At 62.9% G+C, this 14,640-nt stretch carries 14 protein-coding genes and 1 tRNA gene; 10 read left to right on the top strand and 5 right to left on the bottom strand.

Going from position 1 to position 14,640, the window contains the following annotated elements; all coding sequences use genetic code 11:
* The first annotated feature begins 40 nt into the window (after positions 1 to 40).
* The 3 genes from secA to FN060_RS00135 all read left to right on the top strand — a co-directional run bounded on the left by secA (position 41) and on the right by FN060_RS00135 (position 5,599).
* A complete protein-coding gene (secA, locus tag FN060_RS00125) occupies positions 41 to 2,761 on the top strand; it encodes a preprotein translocase subunit SecA (RefSeq protein WP_142586368.1) in 2,721 nt (906 codons plus the stop codon).
* Positions 2,762 to 2,903: 142 nt separating this feature from the next.
* Complete coding sequence (locus tag FN060_RS00130; RefSeq protein WP_142586738.1) at positions 2,904 to 4,313, top strand: lipopolysaccharide biosynthesis protein; 1,410 nt, start codon at positions 2,904 to 2,906, stop codon at positions 4,311 to 4,313.
* Positions 4,314 to 4,345: 32 nt separating this feature from the next.
* Positions 4,346 to 5,599, top strand: a complete 1,254-nt coding sequence (locus tag FN060_RS00135; protein ID WP_244665668.1) for a GNAT family N-acetyltransferase — start codon at positions 4,346 to 4,348, stop codon at positions 5,597 to 5,599.
* Positions 5,600 to 5,602: 3 nt separating this feature from the next.
* Here FN060_RS00135 and FN060_RS00140 read toward each other — a convergent pair whose 3' ends face one another.
* Positions 5,603 to 7,240: an AMP-binding protein gene (locus FN060_RS00140; protein ID WP_142586369.1), complete on the bottom strand. Its 1,638-nt coding sequence runs from the start codon at positions 7,238 to 7,240 to the stop codon at positions 5,603 to 5,605.
* Positions 7,241 to 7,348: 108 nt separating this feature from the next.
* A complete protein-coding gene (locus FN060_RS00145) occupies positions 7,349 to 7,936 on the bottom strand; it encodes a hypothetical protein (protein WP_244665642.1) in 588 nt (195 codons plus the stop codon).
* 226 nt (positions 7,937 to 8,162) lie between these two features.
* On the opposite strand from FN060_RS00145, the gene FN060_RS00150 reads away from it, so the two are divergent.
* Both FN060_RS00150 and FN060_RS00155 read left to right on the top strand, forming a co-directional pair.
* Positions 8,163 to 8,247 (top strand) — tRNA-Leu (locus tag FN060_RS00150).
* Between the two features lie 139 nt (positions 8,248 to 8,386).
* Positions 8,387 to 8,908 (top strand): disulfide bond formation protein B, encoded by a 522-nt coding sequence (locus tag FN060_RS00155; RefSeq protein ID WP_142586370.1) that lies wholly within the window; start codon positions 8,387 to 8,389, stop codon positions 8,906 to 8,908.
* 6 nt (positions 8,909 to 8,914) lie between these two features.
* On the opposite strand, the gene FN060_RS00160 is transcribed toward FN060_RS00155, so the two are convergent.
* Together FN060_RS00160 and FN060_RS00165 are read right to left on the bottom strand one after the other, a co-directional pair.
* The gene (locus FN060_RS00160; protein ID WP_142586371.1) at positions 8,915 to 9,472 is read right to left on the bottom strand and encodes an HNH endonuclease; all 558 of its coding nucleotides are present in this window, start codon (positions 9,470 to 9,472) and stop codon (positions 8,915 to 8,917) included.
* A gap of 91 nt (positions 9,473 to 9,563) precedes the next feature.
* The gene (locus FN060_RS00165) at positions 9,564 to 10,256 is read right to left on the bottom strand and encodes a DNA-3-methyladenine glycosylase family protein (protein ID WP_395516398.1); all 693 of its coding nucleotides are present in this window, start codon (positions 10,254 to 10,256) and stop codon (positions 9,564 to 9,566) included.
* Here FN060_RS00165 and gluQRS point away from each other — a divergent pair.
* Positions 10,255 to 11,136, top strand: a complete 882-nt coding sequence (gene gluQRS, locus FN060_RS00170; protein WP_244665644.1) for a tRNA glutamyl-Q(34) synthetase GluQRS — start codon at positions 10,255 to 10,257, stop codon at positions 11,134 to 11,136. The genes FN060_RS00165 and gluQRS overlap by 2 nt on opposite strands.
* On the opposite strand, the gene FN060_RS00175 is transcribed toward gluQRS, so the two are convergent.
* Complete coding sequence (locus FN060_RS00175) at positions 11,101 to 12,048, bottom strand: YihY/virulence factor BrkB family protein (RefSeq protein WP_077548717.1); 948 nt, start codon at positions 12,046 to 12,048, stop codon at positions 11,101 to 11,103. The two genes, gluQRS and FN060_RS00175, sit on opposite strands and share 36 nt — an antisense overlap.
* Before the next feature lie 65 nt (positions 12,049 to 12,113).
* Here FN060_RS00175 and FN060_RS00180 point away from each other — a divergent pair, with 65 nt between their 5' ends.
* Genes FN060_RS00180 through FN060_RS00195 form a run of 4 tightly spaced genes read left to right on the top strand, consistent with a single transcriptional unit; the run spans position 12,114 to position 14,509 of the window.
* Positions 12,114 to 12,947, top strand: coding sequence for an SDR family oxidoreductase (locus FN060_RS00180; protein WP_142586374.1), 834 nt, complete (start codon positions 12,114 to 12,116; stop codon positions 12,945 to 12,947).
* A gap of 23 nt (positions 12,948 to 12,970) precedes the next feature.
* Positions 12,971 to 13,168, top strand: coding sequence for a twin transmembrane helix small protein (locus FN060_RS00185; RefSeq protein WP_052640291.1), 198 nt, complete (start codon positions 12,971 to 12,973; stop codon positions 13,166 to 13,168).
* Positions 13,169 to 13,170: 2 nt separating this feature from the next.
* Positions 13,171 to 13,743: a cob(I)yrinic acid a,c-diamide adenosyltransferase gene (locus FN060_RS00190; RefSeq protein ID WP_077548718.1), complete on the top strand. Its 573-nt coding sequence runs from the start codon at positions 13,171 to 13,173 to the stop codon at positions 13,741 to 13,743.
* Between the two features lie 19 nt (positions 13,744 to 13,762).
* Positions 13,763 to 14,509: a rhomboid family intramembrane serine protease gene (locus FN060_RS00195; protein WP_077548719.1), complete on the top strand. Its 747-nt coding sequence runs from the start codon at positions 13,763 to 13,765 to the stop codon at positions 14,507 to 14,509.
* Positions 14,510 to 14,640: the final 131 nt, after the last annotated feature.

The following is a 14,640-nucleotide window of genomic DNA, read 5'->3' on the forward strand; positions in this document are numbered from 1 at the left end:
CTGCGATCACAAGTACGTTTAACCAGAAAGGACCATTCGAATGGTCAGCTTCGGCGGATTGGCCCGCAAATTCTTCGGCTCGGCAAACGAGCGCCGCGTCCGCTCCTACAAGTCCCGCGTCGATGCTGTCAACGCCCTCGAGGAGAAGACGAAGGCTCTCACTGATGCGGAACTGGCGGCCAAGACGGCCGAGTTCCGCGACCAACTCGCGGCAGGCAAAAGCCTTGATGACCTCCTCACCCCGGCATTTGCGGTGGTTCGCGAAGCTTCTCGCCGGGTACTCGGCATGCGACCCTTCGACGTCCAGCTGACGGGGGCGATGATCCTCCACGACGGCGCGATCGCCGAGATGAAGACGGGTGAAGGCAAGACGCTGGTGGCGACACTTGCCGTCTACCTGAATGCACTGGCCGGCAAGGGCGTCCATGTCGTCACCGTCAACGATTACCTCGCCCGCCGTGACGCAGCGACCATGGGCCGCCTCTACGGCTTTCTCGGTCTCACCACCGGCGTGATCGTCCACGGCCTTTCCGACGAAGAGCGCCGCGCGGCCTATGCCTGCGACATCACCTATGCGACGAACAACGAACTCGGCTTCGACTATCTGCGCGACAACATGAAGTATGACCGCGGCCAGATGGTTCAGCGCGGCCACAACTATGCCATTGTCGACGAAGTGGACTCGATCCTTGTCGACGAAGCGCGCACGCCGCTGATCATCTCCGGCCCCCTCGACGACCGCTCCGAACTTTACAACACGATTGACGCCTTCATTCCGATGCTGGACGAAAGCGACTACGAGATCGACGAGAAGCAACGGTCGGCAAACTTCTCCGAGGTTGGGACCGAAAAGCTGGAGAACCTGCTTCGCCAGGCTGATCTCCTGAAAGGCGAGAGCCTCTACGACGTCGAGAATGTCGCGATCGTCCACCACATCAACAACGCATTGAAGGCCCACAAGCTCTTCACCCGCGACAAGGACTACATCGTCCGCAACGGCGAAATCGTCATCATCGACGAATTCACCGGCCGCATGATGCCGGGTCGCCGCTATTCGGAAGGCCAGCACCAGGCGCTTGAAGCCAAGGAAAAGGTGCAGATCCAGCCGGAGAACCAGACGCTCTCCTCGATCACCTTCCAGAACTACTTCCGCATGTACGAAAAGCTTGCCGGCATGACCGGTACGGCTGCGACGGAAGCGGAAGAGTTCAGCAACATCTACCGGCTTGAAGTGGTCGAGGTTCCGACCAACCTGCCGATCCAGCGCATCGACGAGGACGACGAGGTCTACCGGACCTTCGAGGAGAAGTTCAAGGCAATCATTGCCGAGATCAAGGCCGCCCACGAACGTGGCCAGCCGGTCCTGGTCGGCACGACGTCGATCGAGAAGTCTGAGCTTCTGGCCACGATGCTGAGCCAGTCCGGCTTCAAGGACTTCAAGGTCCTGAACGCCCGCTACCATGAGCAGGAAGCCTATATCGTTTCCCAGGCCGGCGTTCCCGGCGCCGTCACCATCGCCACCAACATGGCTGGCCGCGGTACGGACATCCAGCTTGGCGGCAACCTTGACATGCGTCTCGAGCATGAACTGGCCGAGATGGAGCAAGGTCCGGAGCGAGACGCCAAGGCTGACGCCATCAAGGCGGAAATCGCAGCGCTGAAGCAGAAGGCCCTCGAAGCCGGTGGCCTGTACGTCATCGCCACCGAGCGGCACGAAAGCCGCCGCATCGATAACCAGCTCCGTGGCCGCTCAGGGCGCCAGGGCGACCCCGGTCGCTCCAAGTTCTACCTGTCGCTGCAGGACGACCTGATGCGCATTTTCGGCTCCGACCGCATGGACGGAATGCTGCAGAAGCTCGGGCTGAAGGAAGGCGAGGCCATCGTCCACCCATGGATTAACAAGGCGCTGGAGCGAGCGCAGCGCAAAGTCGAGGCCCGCAACTTCGACATCCGCAAGAACCTCCTGAAATACGACGACGTCACCAACGATCAGCGCAAGGTGATCTTCGAGCAGCGCATCGAACTGATGGATGCTAATGCCGACGACCTAAAGGAGATCGTTGCGGACATGCGCAACGAGGTGATCGAGGTGATGGTCGCCAAGCATATTCCGGAACGTGCCTATGCCGAGCAATGGGATGTCGCCGGGCTGAACAACGACGTCCAGCGTCTGCTGAACCTCGACCTGCCCGTTGCCGACTGGGCGACGGAAGAAGGGATCGGCGAGGACGATATCCGCGAGAGGATCACCGAAGCTGCCGACAAGGCGGTTGCCGACCGCACCGAGCGCTTTGGTGCCGACATCATGACCTATGTCGAGCGATCCATCGTGCTTCAGACACTCGACAACTTGTGGCGCGAGCATATCGTCAACCTCGATCACCTGCGATCCGTCGTCGGCTTCCGCGGTTACGCCCAGCGCGATCCGCTGCAGGAATATAAGTCGGAGGCGTTCGAACTCTTCCAGGCCTTGCTTGCCAACCTGCGCGAAGCCGTGACAGCGCAGATGATGCGTGTCGAACTCGTGCGCGAGGCCCAGCCTTCGCCAGAGCCGCCCCCGGTCATGGAACCCCATCATATCGACCCTTCGACGGGCGACGACGACTTCGCAGGCGGTAATGATTCTGGCCTGCAGGTGCCACCCGACGACCGCGATCCTGCCGACCCCGAGACCTGGGGCAAGGTGGGGCGCAACGAGGCATGCCCCTGCGGCTCTGGCAAGAAATACAAGCACTGCCACGGCGCCTTCGAGCAGGCCTGAGATTCCGTCAGCAACACATCAAGATGCCGCCTCCGGGCGGCATTTTCGTGTGTGCTCCAGTCTGCTCCAAAGGATTGTTAACCCTGTCGTGGCAAGACTTGGCTACCCGGTATTGAGTTCATGTGAGTAGTGCGTGCCGATCATGGCGGTTCTCGAGACAGCGGAGAGATATCTGCCCCAAGGCCTGCGCTCCAGGCTGAGGCCTGTGCTCGACCGGGCGATCGAGGCAAATGCCCTGGACGGCGAGACGGCCCGTGCCCAGCGGCAGGCTCTCGTCGCCTTCGCCATTCGCGTCGTTAGTGCCGCCATCGCCTTCGTTTCCCAGATCATCCTTGCCCGCCTGATGGGGGAGTTCGAATACGGCATCTTCGCCTTCGTCTGGGTGATCGTCGTTCTGGCGGGAAACCTCTCCTGCCTCGGCTTCCATACATCCGTGATCCGCTTCCTGCCGCAGCACCAGGCGGACGGTGATTTCGCCTCTGCGCGCGGCCTCCATGTCACGGCGCGCATTTTTGCGATGCTTTCAGCAAGCGTGCTTGCGGCACTGGGATTTATCTTTCTGCGCCTCTTCGCTGACTCTTTCGAAGCCTACTGGCTGGCGCCTCTGTTCCTGGCGCTCTTCACGCTGCCGATGATCGCGCTTGGCGACGTCCTTGACGGCACCGCACGGGCAAGCGGCTGGACGGTGACGGCCTTGACGCCGACCTTCCTGATCCGTCCGACCCTGATCCTGCTCTTCATGGTCGGCGCCGTCTGGCTCGGCGCGCCCGACACCGCGGTGACCGCGATGGAAGCCGCTCTTGCCGCGACCTATGTCACGACGCTGATCCAGTACATGCGCCTGCGCCAACGGCTGCGGCGCGCCTTCGGCGATGGCCCGATTCGTCTCAACGCAGGGGCCTGGTTCGCCTATTCCTTGCCGATCTTCCTGATTGACGGGATCGGCTTCCTGCTAACCAATGCCGACGTGGTCGTCGTCGGTTTCTACCTGCCCCCCGACCAGGTGGCGATCTATTTCGCCGCCACAAAGACGATCGTGCTCGTCCAGTTCGTCGCCTTCGCCGTCAAGGCTGCGGCTGGCCCGAGGTTTTCGGCCATACTTGCGAGCGGCGAGACCTCGGAACTGGCGGCATTCGCCGGACAGGCGGCACGCTGGAGCTTCTGGCCCGCTCTCCTTCTGGGCTCGGCCATCCTGCTGCTCGGCGAACACCTGCTCGCCCTCTTCGGCCCGGCCTTCACGATTGGCTACTGGCTGCTCCCGATCCTCTTTGCGGGCATCCTCGCCAAGTCGCTGGTCGGCCCCGCCGAGGTGCTGCTCAGCATGGCCGGCCGTCAGAACCTCTGCGTGGTTCTCTACACGATCGTGCTGGTGGCAAACATCCTGATGAACATCATGCTCATCCCTCGTTTCGGGCTGAACGGCGCGGCGACCGCGACCGCCTGCGCCATGGCAATCGAGGCGATCCTGCTGCACGTCGCGCTTCGCCGAACCCTCGGCATCGCCATGTCTGCCTTCGCCGACCCAATCCCAACTGCAGCAAAGGCCGAATGACCATGGCCCCCTCCCCCGACAGCCGCCGGACCATGGATCCCGCAGTTCCTCTCTGGACACCGCCTCTGGTGCCGGAGTTGCAGGCAGAACGGCCTCGCGCAGACCAACAGACCGAAGTAGGACGCCCGGGACGGGAACTCTGCGTCTACCCCGCCTCGCTAGGCTACGACCTCCAGCAGGAGCTCGAATTCCTTTCCAACCGGGTTATGGAACCCAACATCTTCTTCAGCGCCCGTCTGCTGGCGCCGGCAATGCCACGGATAGAGGACAAACAGGTCCGCTTTGCGGTCCTCCGCGACGAGAACGAGGGGCGCAGCCGTATGCGGCTGCTGATGCCCTTCACGATCGAAAAACCCGGCTTTTCGATCGGCCCGGCGATCACCCGTGCGTGGGCGAATCCTTTCGGGCCTCTGGGAACGCCGTTGGTCGATGCGGAGGGTGCAGCAGAGACGATCGACAACCTTCTGGACGGTCTTTCGCGACCGGACATGCAGCTTCCTTCCGTGCTTGTTCTGCCCCAGATCCGCGTAAACGGACGTTTCGCCCAGCTGGCGCGGGCCGTTGCGGTGGGCCGCGACCTGCCGGTGACGCTTGCTGAACCGGGCACACGTCCCATGCTCGAAAGCGTCGAGGCTCCGGAGACCTACCTCAAGCGGGCGGTCTCTCCTCACCATTACCGGGAAATGCAGCGCCAATGGCGCCGGCTCGCCGAGCACGGGCAGCTGAATTATACGGTCGCCCGTCAACCGGAAGAGGTCCGGCTCCGCATGGAGGAATTCCTGGCGCTGGAGGCAGCCGGATGGAAGGGGCGCAAGCGCTCCGCCCTCATCAACGACCGCTACCGCGCTGCCTTTGCCCGCGAGGCCATCACCAATCTCGCCGAGATCGATGCCGTCCGCATCCATACGCTCGAGCTCGACGGCCGCGCGATCGCTTCCCTCATTGTCTTCGTCATGGCCGGCGAAGCCTATACTTGGAAGACGACTTACGACGAGGAATTTGCCGCATGGTCCCCCGGAAAGCTGCTCATGATGAAGCTGACCGAATGGCACCTCGATGATGCCAATATCCTGCGAACCGATTCCTGCGCGACCGCCGACCACTCCATCATGAGCCGGATATGGGAGGAGCGCGAGGAGATGGGGACGCTGGTGATCGGCCTCACGCACAATGCCGACAAGGATGTCCGGCAAGTGGCGACCCAGCTCCACATGTACCGGAGCACGCGAAACATGGCACGTCTGCTACGGCAGAAGATCCTGTCGATCGCCAGGCGACCTGAATAGGGCTCATTCCGCCGCCGCGCGCAGGCGCAGCATCCGGCGGATTACCTTGCCGCTCGTCGTCAGCGGCAGATCATCGACGAAGTCCACCTCCCGGGGATATTCATGCATCGACAGCCGGTGCTTGACCCAGTCGCGAAGCTCGGCCGCGAGGCGTTCGCTACGCTCGTGCCCCTCGCGAAGAACGACATAGGCCTTGACGATCTCCGTGCGCAGCGGATCCGGTTTGCCGATCACGGCAGCGAGCCGGACGGCGGGGTGGCCGCTGAGACAATCCTCGATTTCCGCCGGGCCGATCCGGTAACCTGCCGACGTGATGACGTCGTCGTCGCGTCCGACGAACTCCACGAAGCCTTCCGCGTCCCGGCGCCCTATGTCGCCCGTCAGTAGCCAACCGTTCCTGACCTTTGCCTCCGTCGCAGCCGAATCGTCCCAGTAGCCGAGGAACATCACCGGGTCGGGCGCCCTGACGGCGATTTCGCCTTCGACGCCATCGGCGACTTCCAGGCCCCGTTCATCGAGGACGGCCACGTGATGCCCCGGCACGCTCCTCCCGATAGCACCCGCCTTGGTCACGCCGAGTGCAGCACAGGAACCGAGAACGAAGTTGCACTCTGTCTGGCCATAGAGCTCATTGACGGTGACGCCGAGGACGTTGCGGGCCCACTCATAGGTCTCTCGTCCGAGTGCCTCGCCCGCCGAGGTAGTCGTTCGCAGGTGAAGCTCGTAACGGGAACGCGGCGCGGCGACCGACTTCATCAGGCGAAGCGCGGTCGGCGGAATGAAGGCGTTGCGGACATCCATCTCGGCGATGATGCGGAAGGCCATGTCAGGGTCGAACTTCTGCGCCGGCGAGGAGACTACCGGAATGCCGAGCATCAGCGCCGGAAGGAGCACGTTCAACAGGCCGCCGGCCCAGGCCCAGTCTGCGGGCGTCCAGATGCGATCCCCCTCCTGTGGGGCAAACTCATGTCCCAGTTGGAAACCGGGAATGTGGCCGGCCAGCACCCGATGGCCATGGAGCGCCGCCTTGGGCGGTCCGGTGGTGCCGGACGTGAAGATCATCAGTGCGGGGGCGTCAGGGTCGGTCGTCGCGACCTCGAACCGCGATGGATGCTGATCCAGCAGCTCATCGAACGCCAGCGTACCATCCCTGGCAACGGTCCCTCCCGCGACGACGAGATGCCGCAGAGCCGGCAGCTTCGCGCGGATCGCCTGCAAGCGCGGCAGGCCGAACGCGTTGGTCACGATTGCCACTGCTTCCGATGCACGCAGCCGATACTCCAGTGCCTCTTCGCCGAACAGCAGTGCCAATGGCAGTGCGATCGCGCCGAGCTTGTAGATCGCCACATGGGCAACGACCGTATCGAAGCCCTGCGGCAGCAGAAGCGCCACCCGGTCGCCGCGGCATATCCCGAGGGAATCTAATCCGTTTGCGAGCGCAGAGGACTTTTCGCGAAGCTCGCCATAGGCCATGGCGAGGTGCTGGCCATCGGGACTGAAGTGCTGCAGGCAGATGCGCGCCGGCTCCTTTTCCGCCCACGCATCGCAAACCATATGGCCAATGTTGAACCTGGTCGGGATGCGCCACTCAAAACTGCGGAGGATTTCGTCGTAGGAAGATCGAGCGTTTGGAAGCAGCATGGGGCCTGTGTCGCGTTTTCAGCGTTGCAATCTGCTAGCACCAGCAGGCCGCGGCCACAAGGAGCAGCCGTGGCTGCCCCCTTGGCCCATCATCATGCGTATCGTGGCCTAACGCTGCGCGGTCATCCGCAGCATCCGGCACAAGGCTGCCAGTTCGGCGTCGGTGCCACTCGAGAGCAGGTCACCGCAACGGTTGAGCAGCCGGCGCTGCTCGTCTTCTGACATGGCGTTGAAGGCCTCGCGTTGGGCCGGGGTCAGATCGGCACCGGCACCTCCGGCGCCCGGCCCGCCCGCACCCGGGCCGGCGCCACCGATCCCGATATCGAGATCGGCGCCGACGCCCGAACCTCCACCGGCCCGCACCCCGGCGCCGGCATTGACCCCGTTCGAGCCGCCGATCGAGGCGGTTGCATCCACATCGACACCATCGCTGATATCCGCATCGACACTCGCATTTACGCCATCGGCGCCGCCCACGGTAGCATCCACGTCGGCGAGGCTGCTACCTCCGACGTTCGCGCTTGCGTTCACGCCGTTGCTACCGCCGACCGAAGCCCCGACCCCGAGGCCGTTGCTGGTATCTACACCGACGCTGACGCCACCCACCGACACTCCCGTTTCCTGCGCACCCGCCGGCCCGAGAGCCGGCAAGATCAGGCAAGCGGAGACGAGAAGCATACTTCTCCTGACTTTCATGGTCATTCCTCCATACAAGACCCGCAACCATCACGGGCATGGAGGGAACCACCGTCGCGTGGAGAAGGTTTCGCCCGCACCCTCCGCAGTGCCATGATCACTAACGCTTCGCCACTGTCGGATGGACTGCTGTGCCAGAAGCGCACTGAAGCGTCCGCGCTACCGGCTACCTCCTCACTTGCGCAGCAGCGCGAGCCCATGATAGAGGCCATTCCATACCTTCCGTGCCCCGTTGGCGGAACTGGTAGACGCGCCTGACTCAAAATCAGGTTCCGAAAGGAGTGCTGGTTCGATTCCGGCACGGGGCACCATCCTAACTGACCATCCAGAGCCCCGTCTCACGCAGATGTGTGAGGGTCACCCTCATGCGAAGCGCGGGAGAATTGCGCCGCTCGGTCCGATGTTCTAATGAGCGACGACCTTGATTGGCCCTTCGGCCTGGAGACGTGCATGACATCCGGAATCCGCTCCCCCACCTTTTCCCGCCCCTTGATCTACGCTTCCGCGGTGACCCTTGGCATGGTGGCGACCGTTGTCGGAGCGCTCGCCTTCGAGCACATCGGCGGCTACATCCCCTGCGCGCTCTGCCTGCTGCAACGCGACCCCTACTACTACGGAATCCCGGTCGGTATCGCTGCGATCATGGCCGCCAGCTTTCGTGCACCCGCATGGGTTACTCGCAGCCTGCTCGCGCTCATCGGTGTGATGATGATCGTGGGTGCTGGCATGGGTGTATATCACGCGGGCGTTGAGTGGGGGTTCTGGGAGGGTCCGGCCACCTGCGCCACCAGTTCGCCCGGCATCACAACCAATGCCGGCAGCCTCCTGGACGATCTGAACGCCTTTCACGGCCCATCCTGCACGCAGGCATCGCTGCGGGTACTTGGTCTGTCGTTCGCCGGCTGGAACGTGATTGCGAGCGTGATGCTGGCTGCCGTCGCCTTCCTCGGCGCGTCGAAGAAGACGGCCTGAACGCCTTCAAGGCTGCAGTTCGGTATCCCAGTAGAGATAGTCCATCCAGCTTTCGTGCAGGTAGTTCGGCGGGAAGAGCCGGCCATTGTTGTGAAGGTCCTGCACCGTCGGCGGATAAGGCTTCTGGTGTGGGAACATGCCGGCCTGCTTTGGCAGCTTGCTGCCCTTGCGAAGGTTGCAGGGAGAACAGGCAGCCACGACGTTCTCCCAAGTGGTCTGGCCGCCATGCGCCCGAGGGATCACGTGATCGAAGGTCAACTCGTCGCGGGAACCGCAGTACTGGCACTCGAAGCGATCGCGCAGGAAGACGTTGAACCGGGTGAAGGCCGGGTGGCGAGTGGGCTGCACATAGGTCTTGAGGCTGACGACGCTCGGCAGGCGCATGGAAAAGCTGGGCGACGAGACGGAATGTTCGTACTCGGCGATGATGTTCACACGGTCCAGGAATACGGCCTTGATCGCGTCCTGCCAGGACCACAGCGACAAGGGATAATAACTCAGCGGCCGGTAGTCGGCGTTCAGGACGAGCGCCGGCAAGGCCTGGGGAGAGACTGCAATCGTCAAGGGGTACTCCTTACCGATTCGGCATCTGCAGTTTTATATTAGGTCCGTTGCCACAGAATTGTGAAGCAGAAATAACAGTGGTGGGCAGTAGTTAACCCGCAACTGGGGCCACATCTTTGCGAATGCTGGTGGAATAGTAGGCCCATAGAAGTCGGGCCGCGACCGAACGCCATGGCTGCCAAGCCTCCGCCATCTCCGCAAGCGCCCGGGAGGATGGCCTTTCCGGCAGGCCGAAAGCATGGGCGGCGGCGGCCTGCAAGGCGACATCGCCTGACGGAAATATATCCGGATGGCCGCCGCAGAACATCAGATAGACTTCGGCCGTCCATGGTCCCACCCCGTGAAGCGCCGTCAGCTTCGCCATCGCAGCGAAAGGCTCCATCCGCGCGACTTCTTCCAGGTTGACCTCACCGTTGGCCACTGCTCGGGCGACATGAGCGAGCGTGGCTGCCTTGGCGCGCGACAGGCCGAAGGAGGCAATCGTTTCGGGCTGGTGGCCAAGATAGGTTTCGGCCGTGATTGGTCCCGCCGCGCGGATGCGGTTCCAGATCGCCGCGGCGCTCGCTTTCGAGACCACCTGCGAGACGATGATGAAAGCTAGCCCGGCAAAGCCTGCCTCCGCCAACCTCAGCGGCACGGGACCGGCAGCCTCAATTACCGGCACCAGCCGCGGGTCGAGTGACGCCAGCGCCGCGAGGCCGACCTGAATGTCGATTTCGTTGCAGATGATGCGCATGTTTTGTCCCTGTGGTCCCGCCACGGATTTCATGCCAGAAGAAACCATGCTCGCACCACCCGGTCAAAGACCCGTCTTCCGTTTTGCGCCCAGTCCAAACGGCCCCCTGCATCTCGGGCATGCGCTCTCCGCCATTCTCAACCATGAGATGGCGCAGGCGGTCGGCGGGCGCTTTCTGCTACGCATCGAGAATATCGACCTCGCCCGTTGCACGCCGGATCATGAGGAAGCCATCTACAGGGATCTTACCTGGTTGGGACTTCGATGGGAGCAACCGGTCCGCCGCCAGTCGGAGCATTTTGGCGACTATGGCGCGGCGCTGGATCGGCTGAGGGAGATGGAGCTTGTCTACCCCGCCTTCATGACCCGCGGCGACGTGAAATCCGCCGTTGCCGCGCATGAGGCGGTCGGTGAGGTATGGCCTCGCGACCCGGACGGATCGCCGCTTTATCCGGACGCCGACCGTAAGAGGAGCGAGACGGAGCGTCGGCGCCTGCTGGCGGAAGGCAGCCGGCACGCATGGCGTCTCGACATGGCAGAGGCGCTGGCAAGGGTCGCCCGTCCGCTCACATGGCGGGAGACGGGAGAAGGCTGCGAAGAGGAAATGCAGGCGGACCCTGCGGCCTGGGGTGACGTCATCCTGTCACGTTCGGATGCGCCGTCGAGCTATCATCTCTCGGTGGTGGTGGACGATGCACTGCAGGGGATCACTCACGTGGTCCGCGGCGTCGACCTCTACCATGCAACCTCGGTACATCGGCTGCTGCAGGAACTGCTGGGTCTTCCCGAGCCGGTCTATCACCACCACCGGCTGATCCTCGGGCCGGATGGCCGGAAGCTCTCGAAGAGCGAGCAGTCGACGGGGCTCGCGGCACTCAGGGCCGCCGGCGCCTCACCCGCCGACATTCGCCGACGGATCGGGCTCTGAGGCATCCTTGATCCGGCTGTCTCGGTTGTTGCGCCTGCGGCGCGCATGCACGACAACCGAGTAGACGCGATACTTCATGAGCGCCGCATTGATCTCTGCGCCCAGCATGAAGATCACGCCCACCATGTAGAGGAAGACGAGCACGATCATGACGGACGCCAGGCCCGCGTAGGTCGCCGCGTAGTTTGCGAACGTGGCCAGGTAGGACGCGAATATCAGAGCTCCGATCGTCCAAAGGACGAGCGTCACCACGACACCGGGCAGCACGTCGATGATCCGCCGGTGCCCGTCCGGCAACCATTTGTGCGACAGGATGAGCCCGCCCATCAGCACCAGAACCGTACCGTAAAGCCCCCAATCGGATGCGGCGCGAAGGAGATCCTGCAGCCAGGGAAAGAAGCGCTCCCCATAATGGAGAGCGACGGGCACCGCCACCAGCAGGGTGCTGATGACGGCGAAGATGATGACGGCCGCGATGACGTAGCCGAGACTTGCGAGACGCGTTATGTACCAGGCCCGCGTCTCGCTGACCCGGTAGGCGCGGTTCAGCGAAACCCGCAGGGCCTCCACGCCATTCGACGCGAAGTAGGCGGCCGCAAGCACCGACAGCGTGAGAAGCCCGCCACGCGGGATCGTCAGTACCTGCTCGATCTCCCGCGACAGGGGATCGGCAATGTCCTGGGGCCAGGTGTCGAAAAGCAGATGCACTGCGGTTTCGGAAAACGTGTCTGCGCCGAGGAACCCTGCAAGCGCGGTACCGAAGATCAGGAAGGGAAACAGGGCAAGCAGGCCGGACAGTGCGACATGGCTCGCCATGGCCCAGCCATCGTCCTCGTTGAAGTGGCAATAGGCATCATAGGCGACCTTCCAGGCGAGCCCCAGCCCGCGGATCCTGCTCTTCTTCTCGGCCAAGATGGGCTCCGTTGTCACTGCCTCCGAAATATGGGATGCACGGGCACCTTGTACAGGACCCTTTCATGCCGCATCAGAGATCGATCATCATTACCGGCTGCTCTTCGGGCATCGGCGCCCATTGCGCCCGCGCCCTCAAGCGGGACGGCTGGCGGGTCTTTGCTACGGTCCGCAAGACAGAGGATCTTGCCTCCCTTGAGGCGGACGGCATCGAAGCCCTACTGATGGACTACACGAAGCCGGAGACAATCGCGGCGCTGGTAGAGGTCGTGCGGCAGCGCACCGGCGACCGGATCGACGCCCTCTTCAACAACGGCGCCTACGGACAGCCCGGCGCCGTAGAGGATCTCGCGACCCATGTCCTTCGCGAGCAATTCGAGACCAACCTGTTCGGCTGGCACGAGCTGACCCGCCAGGTCATTCCGCTCATGCGCCGACAGGGCCATGGGCGGATCGTCAATTGCTCCTCCATTCTCGGGCTTCTGCCCTATCGCTACCGCGGCGCCTATACCGCCTCGAAGTATGCGCTTGAGGGCCTGACAGTGACCCTGCGGATGGAACTCGAAGGCAGTGGCATCCACGTCAGCCTGATCGAACCCGGACCGATCGCATCGCGCTTCACGGCCAATGCGCTGGCGAAGATCGAGGAACATGTCGACCTGGAGAACTCGGCGCATTCGGCCGAATACAAGCGCCAGCTTGCCCGCCTGAGCGGCACAGGCCCCAAAAACCGACACAGGCTCGGTCCCGAAGCGGTCTACGACGTCTTGACGCATGCCTTGACCGCATCCCGCCCCAAACCACATTATCTGGTCACGACACCCGCCAAGCAGGGAGCCTTGCTCAAGCGGCTCCTCCCGGCCGATCTCTTCTACCGCCTGATGCGCCGGCTGGACTGACAACGAAAAGGTCAACATCTCGAATGTCCACATTCACCACCATCCTCACCGTCATCGTGATGGGCCTTGTTGTCCTCGTCCTGATCCGCGGGCTGTTCAACATGATGAAGGGAACCGATGCCAACAAGTCGAACAAGCTGATGCAGTTGCGGCTTATGCTCCAGGCGGTTGCCATCGTGCTCATCATGCTCACCCTCTGGATCACCGGCGGCGGGCGATAGATATGGTCAGGATCAACAGGATCTACACCCGCACCGGCGACAAGGGTATGACTTCGCTGGTCAGCGGCCCGCGGCGGGACAAGCACGACCTTCGCGTCGAAGCCTATGGCACGGTGGACGAAACGAATTCGGTCATCGGCATGGCGCGTCTCCATACGTCCGGCATGCAGAAGCTCGATCCTATGCTGGCGCGCATCCAAAACGACCTCTTCGACCTGGGCGCGGACCTCGCCAACCCGGAGGTCGAGGAGAACCCTGAGTACGAGCCTCTGCGCGTCGTACCAGCCCAGGTGACTCGAATCGAAAACGAAATCGATGAACTGAACGCGGTGATCGAGCCGCTACGCTCCTTTGTCCTGCCGGGCGGATCTTCGGCTGCGGCCGCCCTGCATTTGGCCCGAACCGTGTCCCGGCGTGCCGAAAGGCTGATGGTGGAGCTGTCGCGGCGAGAAACTGTCGCCGAACCGGCGCTGCAATACATCAACCGGCTCTCCGACTTCCTGTTCGTCGCCGCCCGCCACGCCAATGACGACGGCAAGGCCGATGTGCTGTGGGTACCGGGGAAGAATCGGTAACGAGAGGCAAGCGGCATCCATGTTCATCCCGATCCATGATGCCAACACGCTGAAGCACATCCGCGCCCAGTATGTGACGATCGCGCTGATCCTCGCCAATTTGGCAGTCTGGGCTTTCACGGCGATAACGCCGGAGATGACAGGTGAATTGGCGGCGCTCGGCCTCGGCTTCATCCCCGCCATCGCCTCCGACCAAGCCTACCTCGATCCCGAGCTTGTCCTGGTTCCGGCGAGCCTGACCTACGTCACCTATGCTTTCATCCACCTGGACTTCTGGCACCTGGCCTCGAACATGGTCTTCCTGTGGGTCTTCGGCGACAATGTCGAGGATGCGCTCGGACATGTCCGGTTCCTGGTCTTCTATCTCCTCTGTGCTGCGGCAGGCGCAACGCTGCATGCGGTGATCGCTCCGGCATCGGAGGGTCCGCTAATCGGCGCGTCCGGGGCCATATCCGGCGTCGTCGCCGCCTATTTCATCCTGCATCCGCGCGTTCGGCTCTGGGTGCTGGTACTGTTCCGCATACCGCTGCCGTTGCCAGCTTTCATTCCGCTGACGCTCTGGCTGCTGCAGCAGTTCGCCATGCTGGCGATCGACCTGGACGGCATGGTGTCCTGGGGCGCCCATGTCGGCGGGATCCTGGCAGGAGCAATCCTCGTCCTCTTCATGCGACGGAAGGGCGTGCCGCTGTTCGATCGCCAGATTGTTATTCCCAAGGCGGTCGAAACCCGCGCCACCGTACCCCTCGTCGGTTCGCGCCAACCATAGACGGCAGTCATAGCGGTATGATCAAAGCGCACGCGTTGCGGCCCAAAACCACGTTGTAATCGCGCAAAAAATGGGTATCCATGTCGCCCACTGACTAGAGGACGAACGGGAGAGGCTGCATTCGTGCGGCT

The organism is Pseudorhizobium halotolerans (genome assembly GCF_902153235.2).
GTDB classification, from domain to species: Bacteria; Pseudomonadota; Alphaproteobacteria; order Rhizobiales; family Rhizobiaceae; genus Neorhizobium; species Neorhizobium flavum.

Excerpts from the sequence above, each read along its gene's own strand:
- secA (WP_142586368.1), top strand. The coding sequence starts at position 41 with ATGGTCAGCTTCGGCGGATTGGCCCGCAAATTCTTCGGCTCGGCAAAC.
- FN060_RS00130 (WP_142586738.1), top strand. The coding sequence starts at position 2,904 with ATGGCGGTTCTCGAGACAGCGGAGAGATATCTGCCCCAAGGCCTGCGC.
- FN060_RS00135 (WP_244665668.1), top strand. The coding sequence starts at position 4,346 with ATGGATCCCGCAGTTCCTCTCTGGACACCGCCTCTGGTGCCGGAGTTG.
- FN060_RS00140 (WP_142586369.1), bottom strand. The coding sequence starts at position 7,240 with ATGCTGCTTCCAAACGCTCGATCTTCCTACGACGAAATCCTCCGCAGT.
- FN060_RS00145 (WP_244665642.1), bottom strand. The coding sequence starts at position 7,936 with ATGAAAGTCAGGAGAAGTATGCTTCTCGTCTCCGCTTGCCTGATCTTG.
- FN060_RS00155 (WP_142586370.1), top strand. The coding sequence starts at position 8,387 with ATGACATCCGGAATCCGCTCCCCCACCTTTTCCCGCCCCTTGATCTAC.
- gluQRS (WP_244665644.1), top strand. The coding sequence starts at position 10,255 with ATGCTCGCACCACCCGGTCAAAGACCCGTCTTCCGTTTTGCGCCCAGT.
- FN060_RS00165 (WP_395516398.1), bottom strand. The coding sequence starts at position 10,256 with ATGGTTTCTTCTGGCATGAAATCCGTGGCGGGACCACAGGGACAAAAC.
- FN060_RS00180 (WP_142586374.1), top strand. The coding sequence starts at position 12,114 with ATGCCGCATCAGAGATCGATCATCATTACCGGCTGCTCTTCGGGCATC.
- FN060_RS00185 (WP_052640291.1), top strand. The coding sequence starts at position 12,971 with ATGTCCACATTCACCACCATCCTCACCGTCATCGTGATGGGCCTTGTT.
- FN060_RS00190 (WP_077548718.1), top strand. The coding sequence starts at position 13,171 with ATGGTCAGGATCAACAGGATCTACACCCGCACCGGCGACAAGGGTATG.
- FN060_RS00195 (WP_077548719.1), top strand. The coding sequence starts at position 13,763 with ATGTTCATCCCGATCCATGATGCCAACACGCTGAAGCACATCCGCGCC.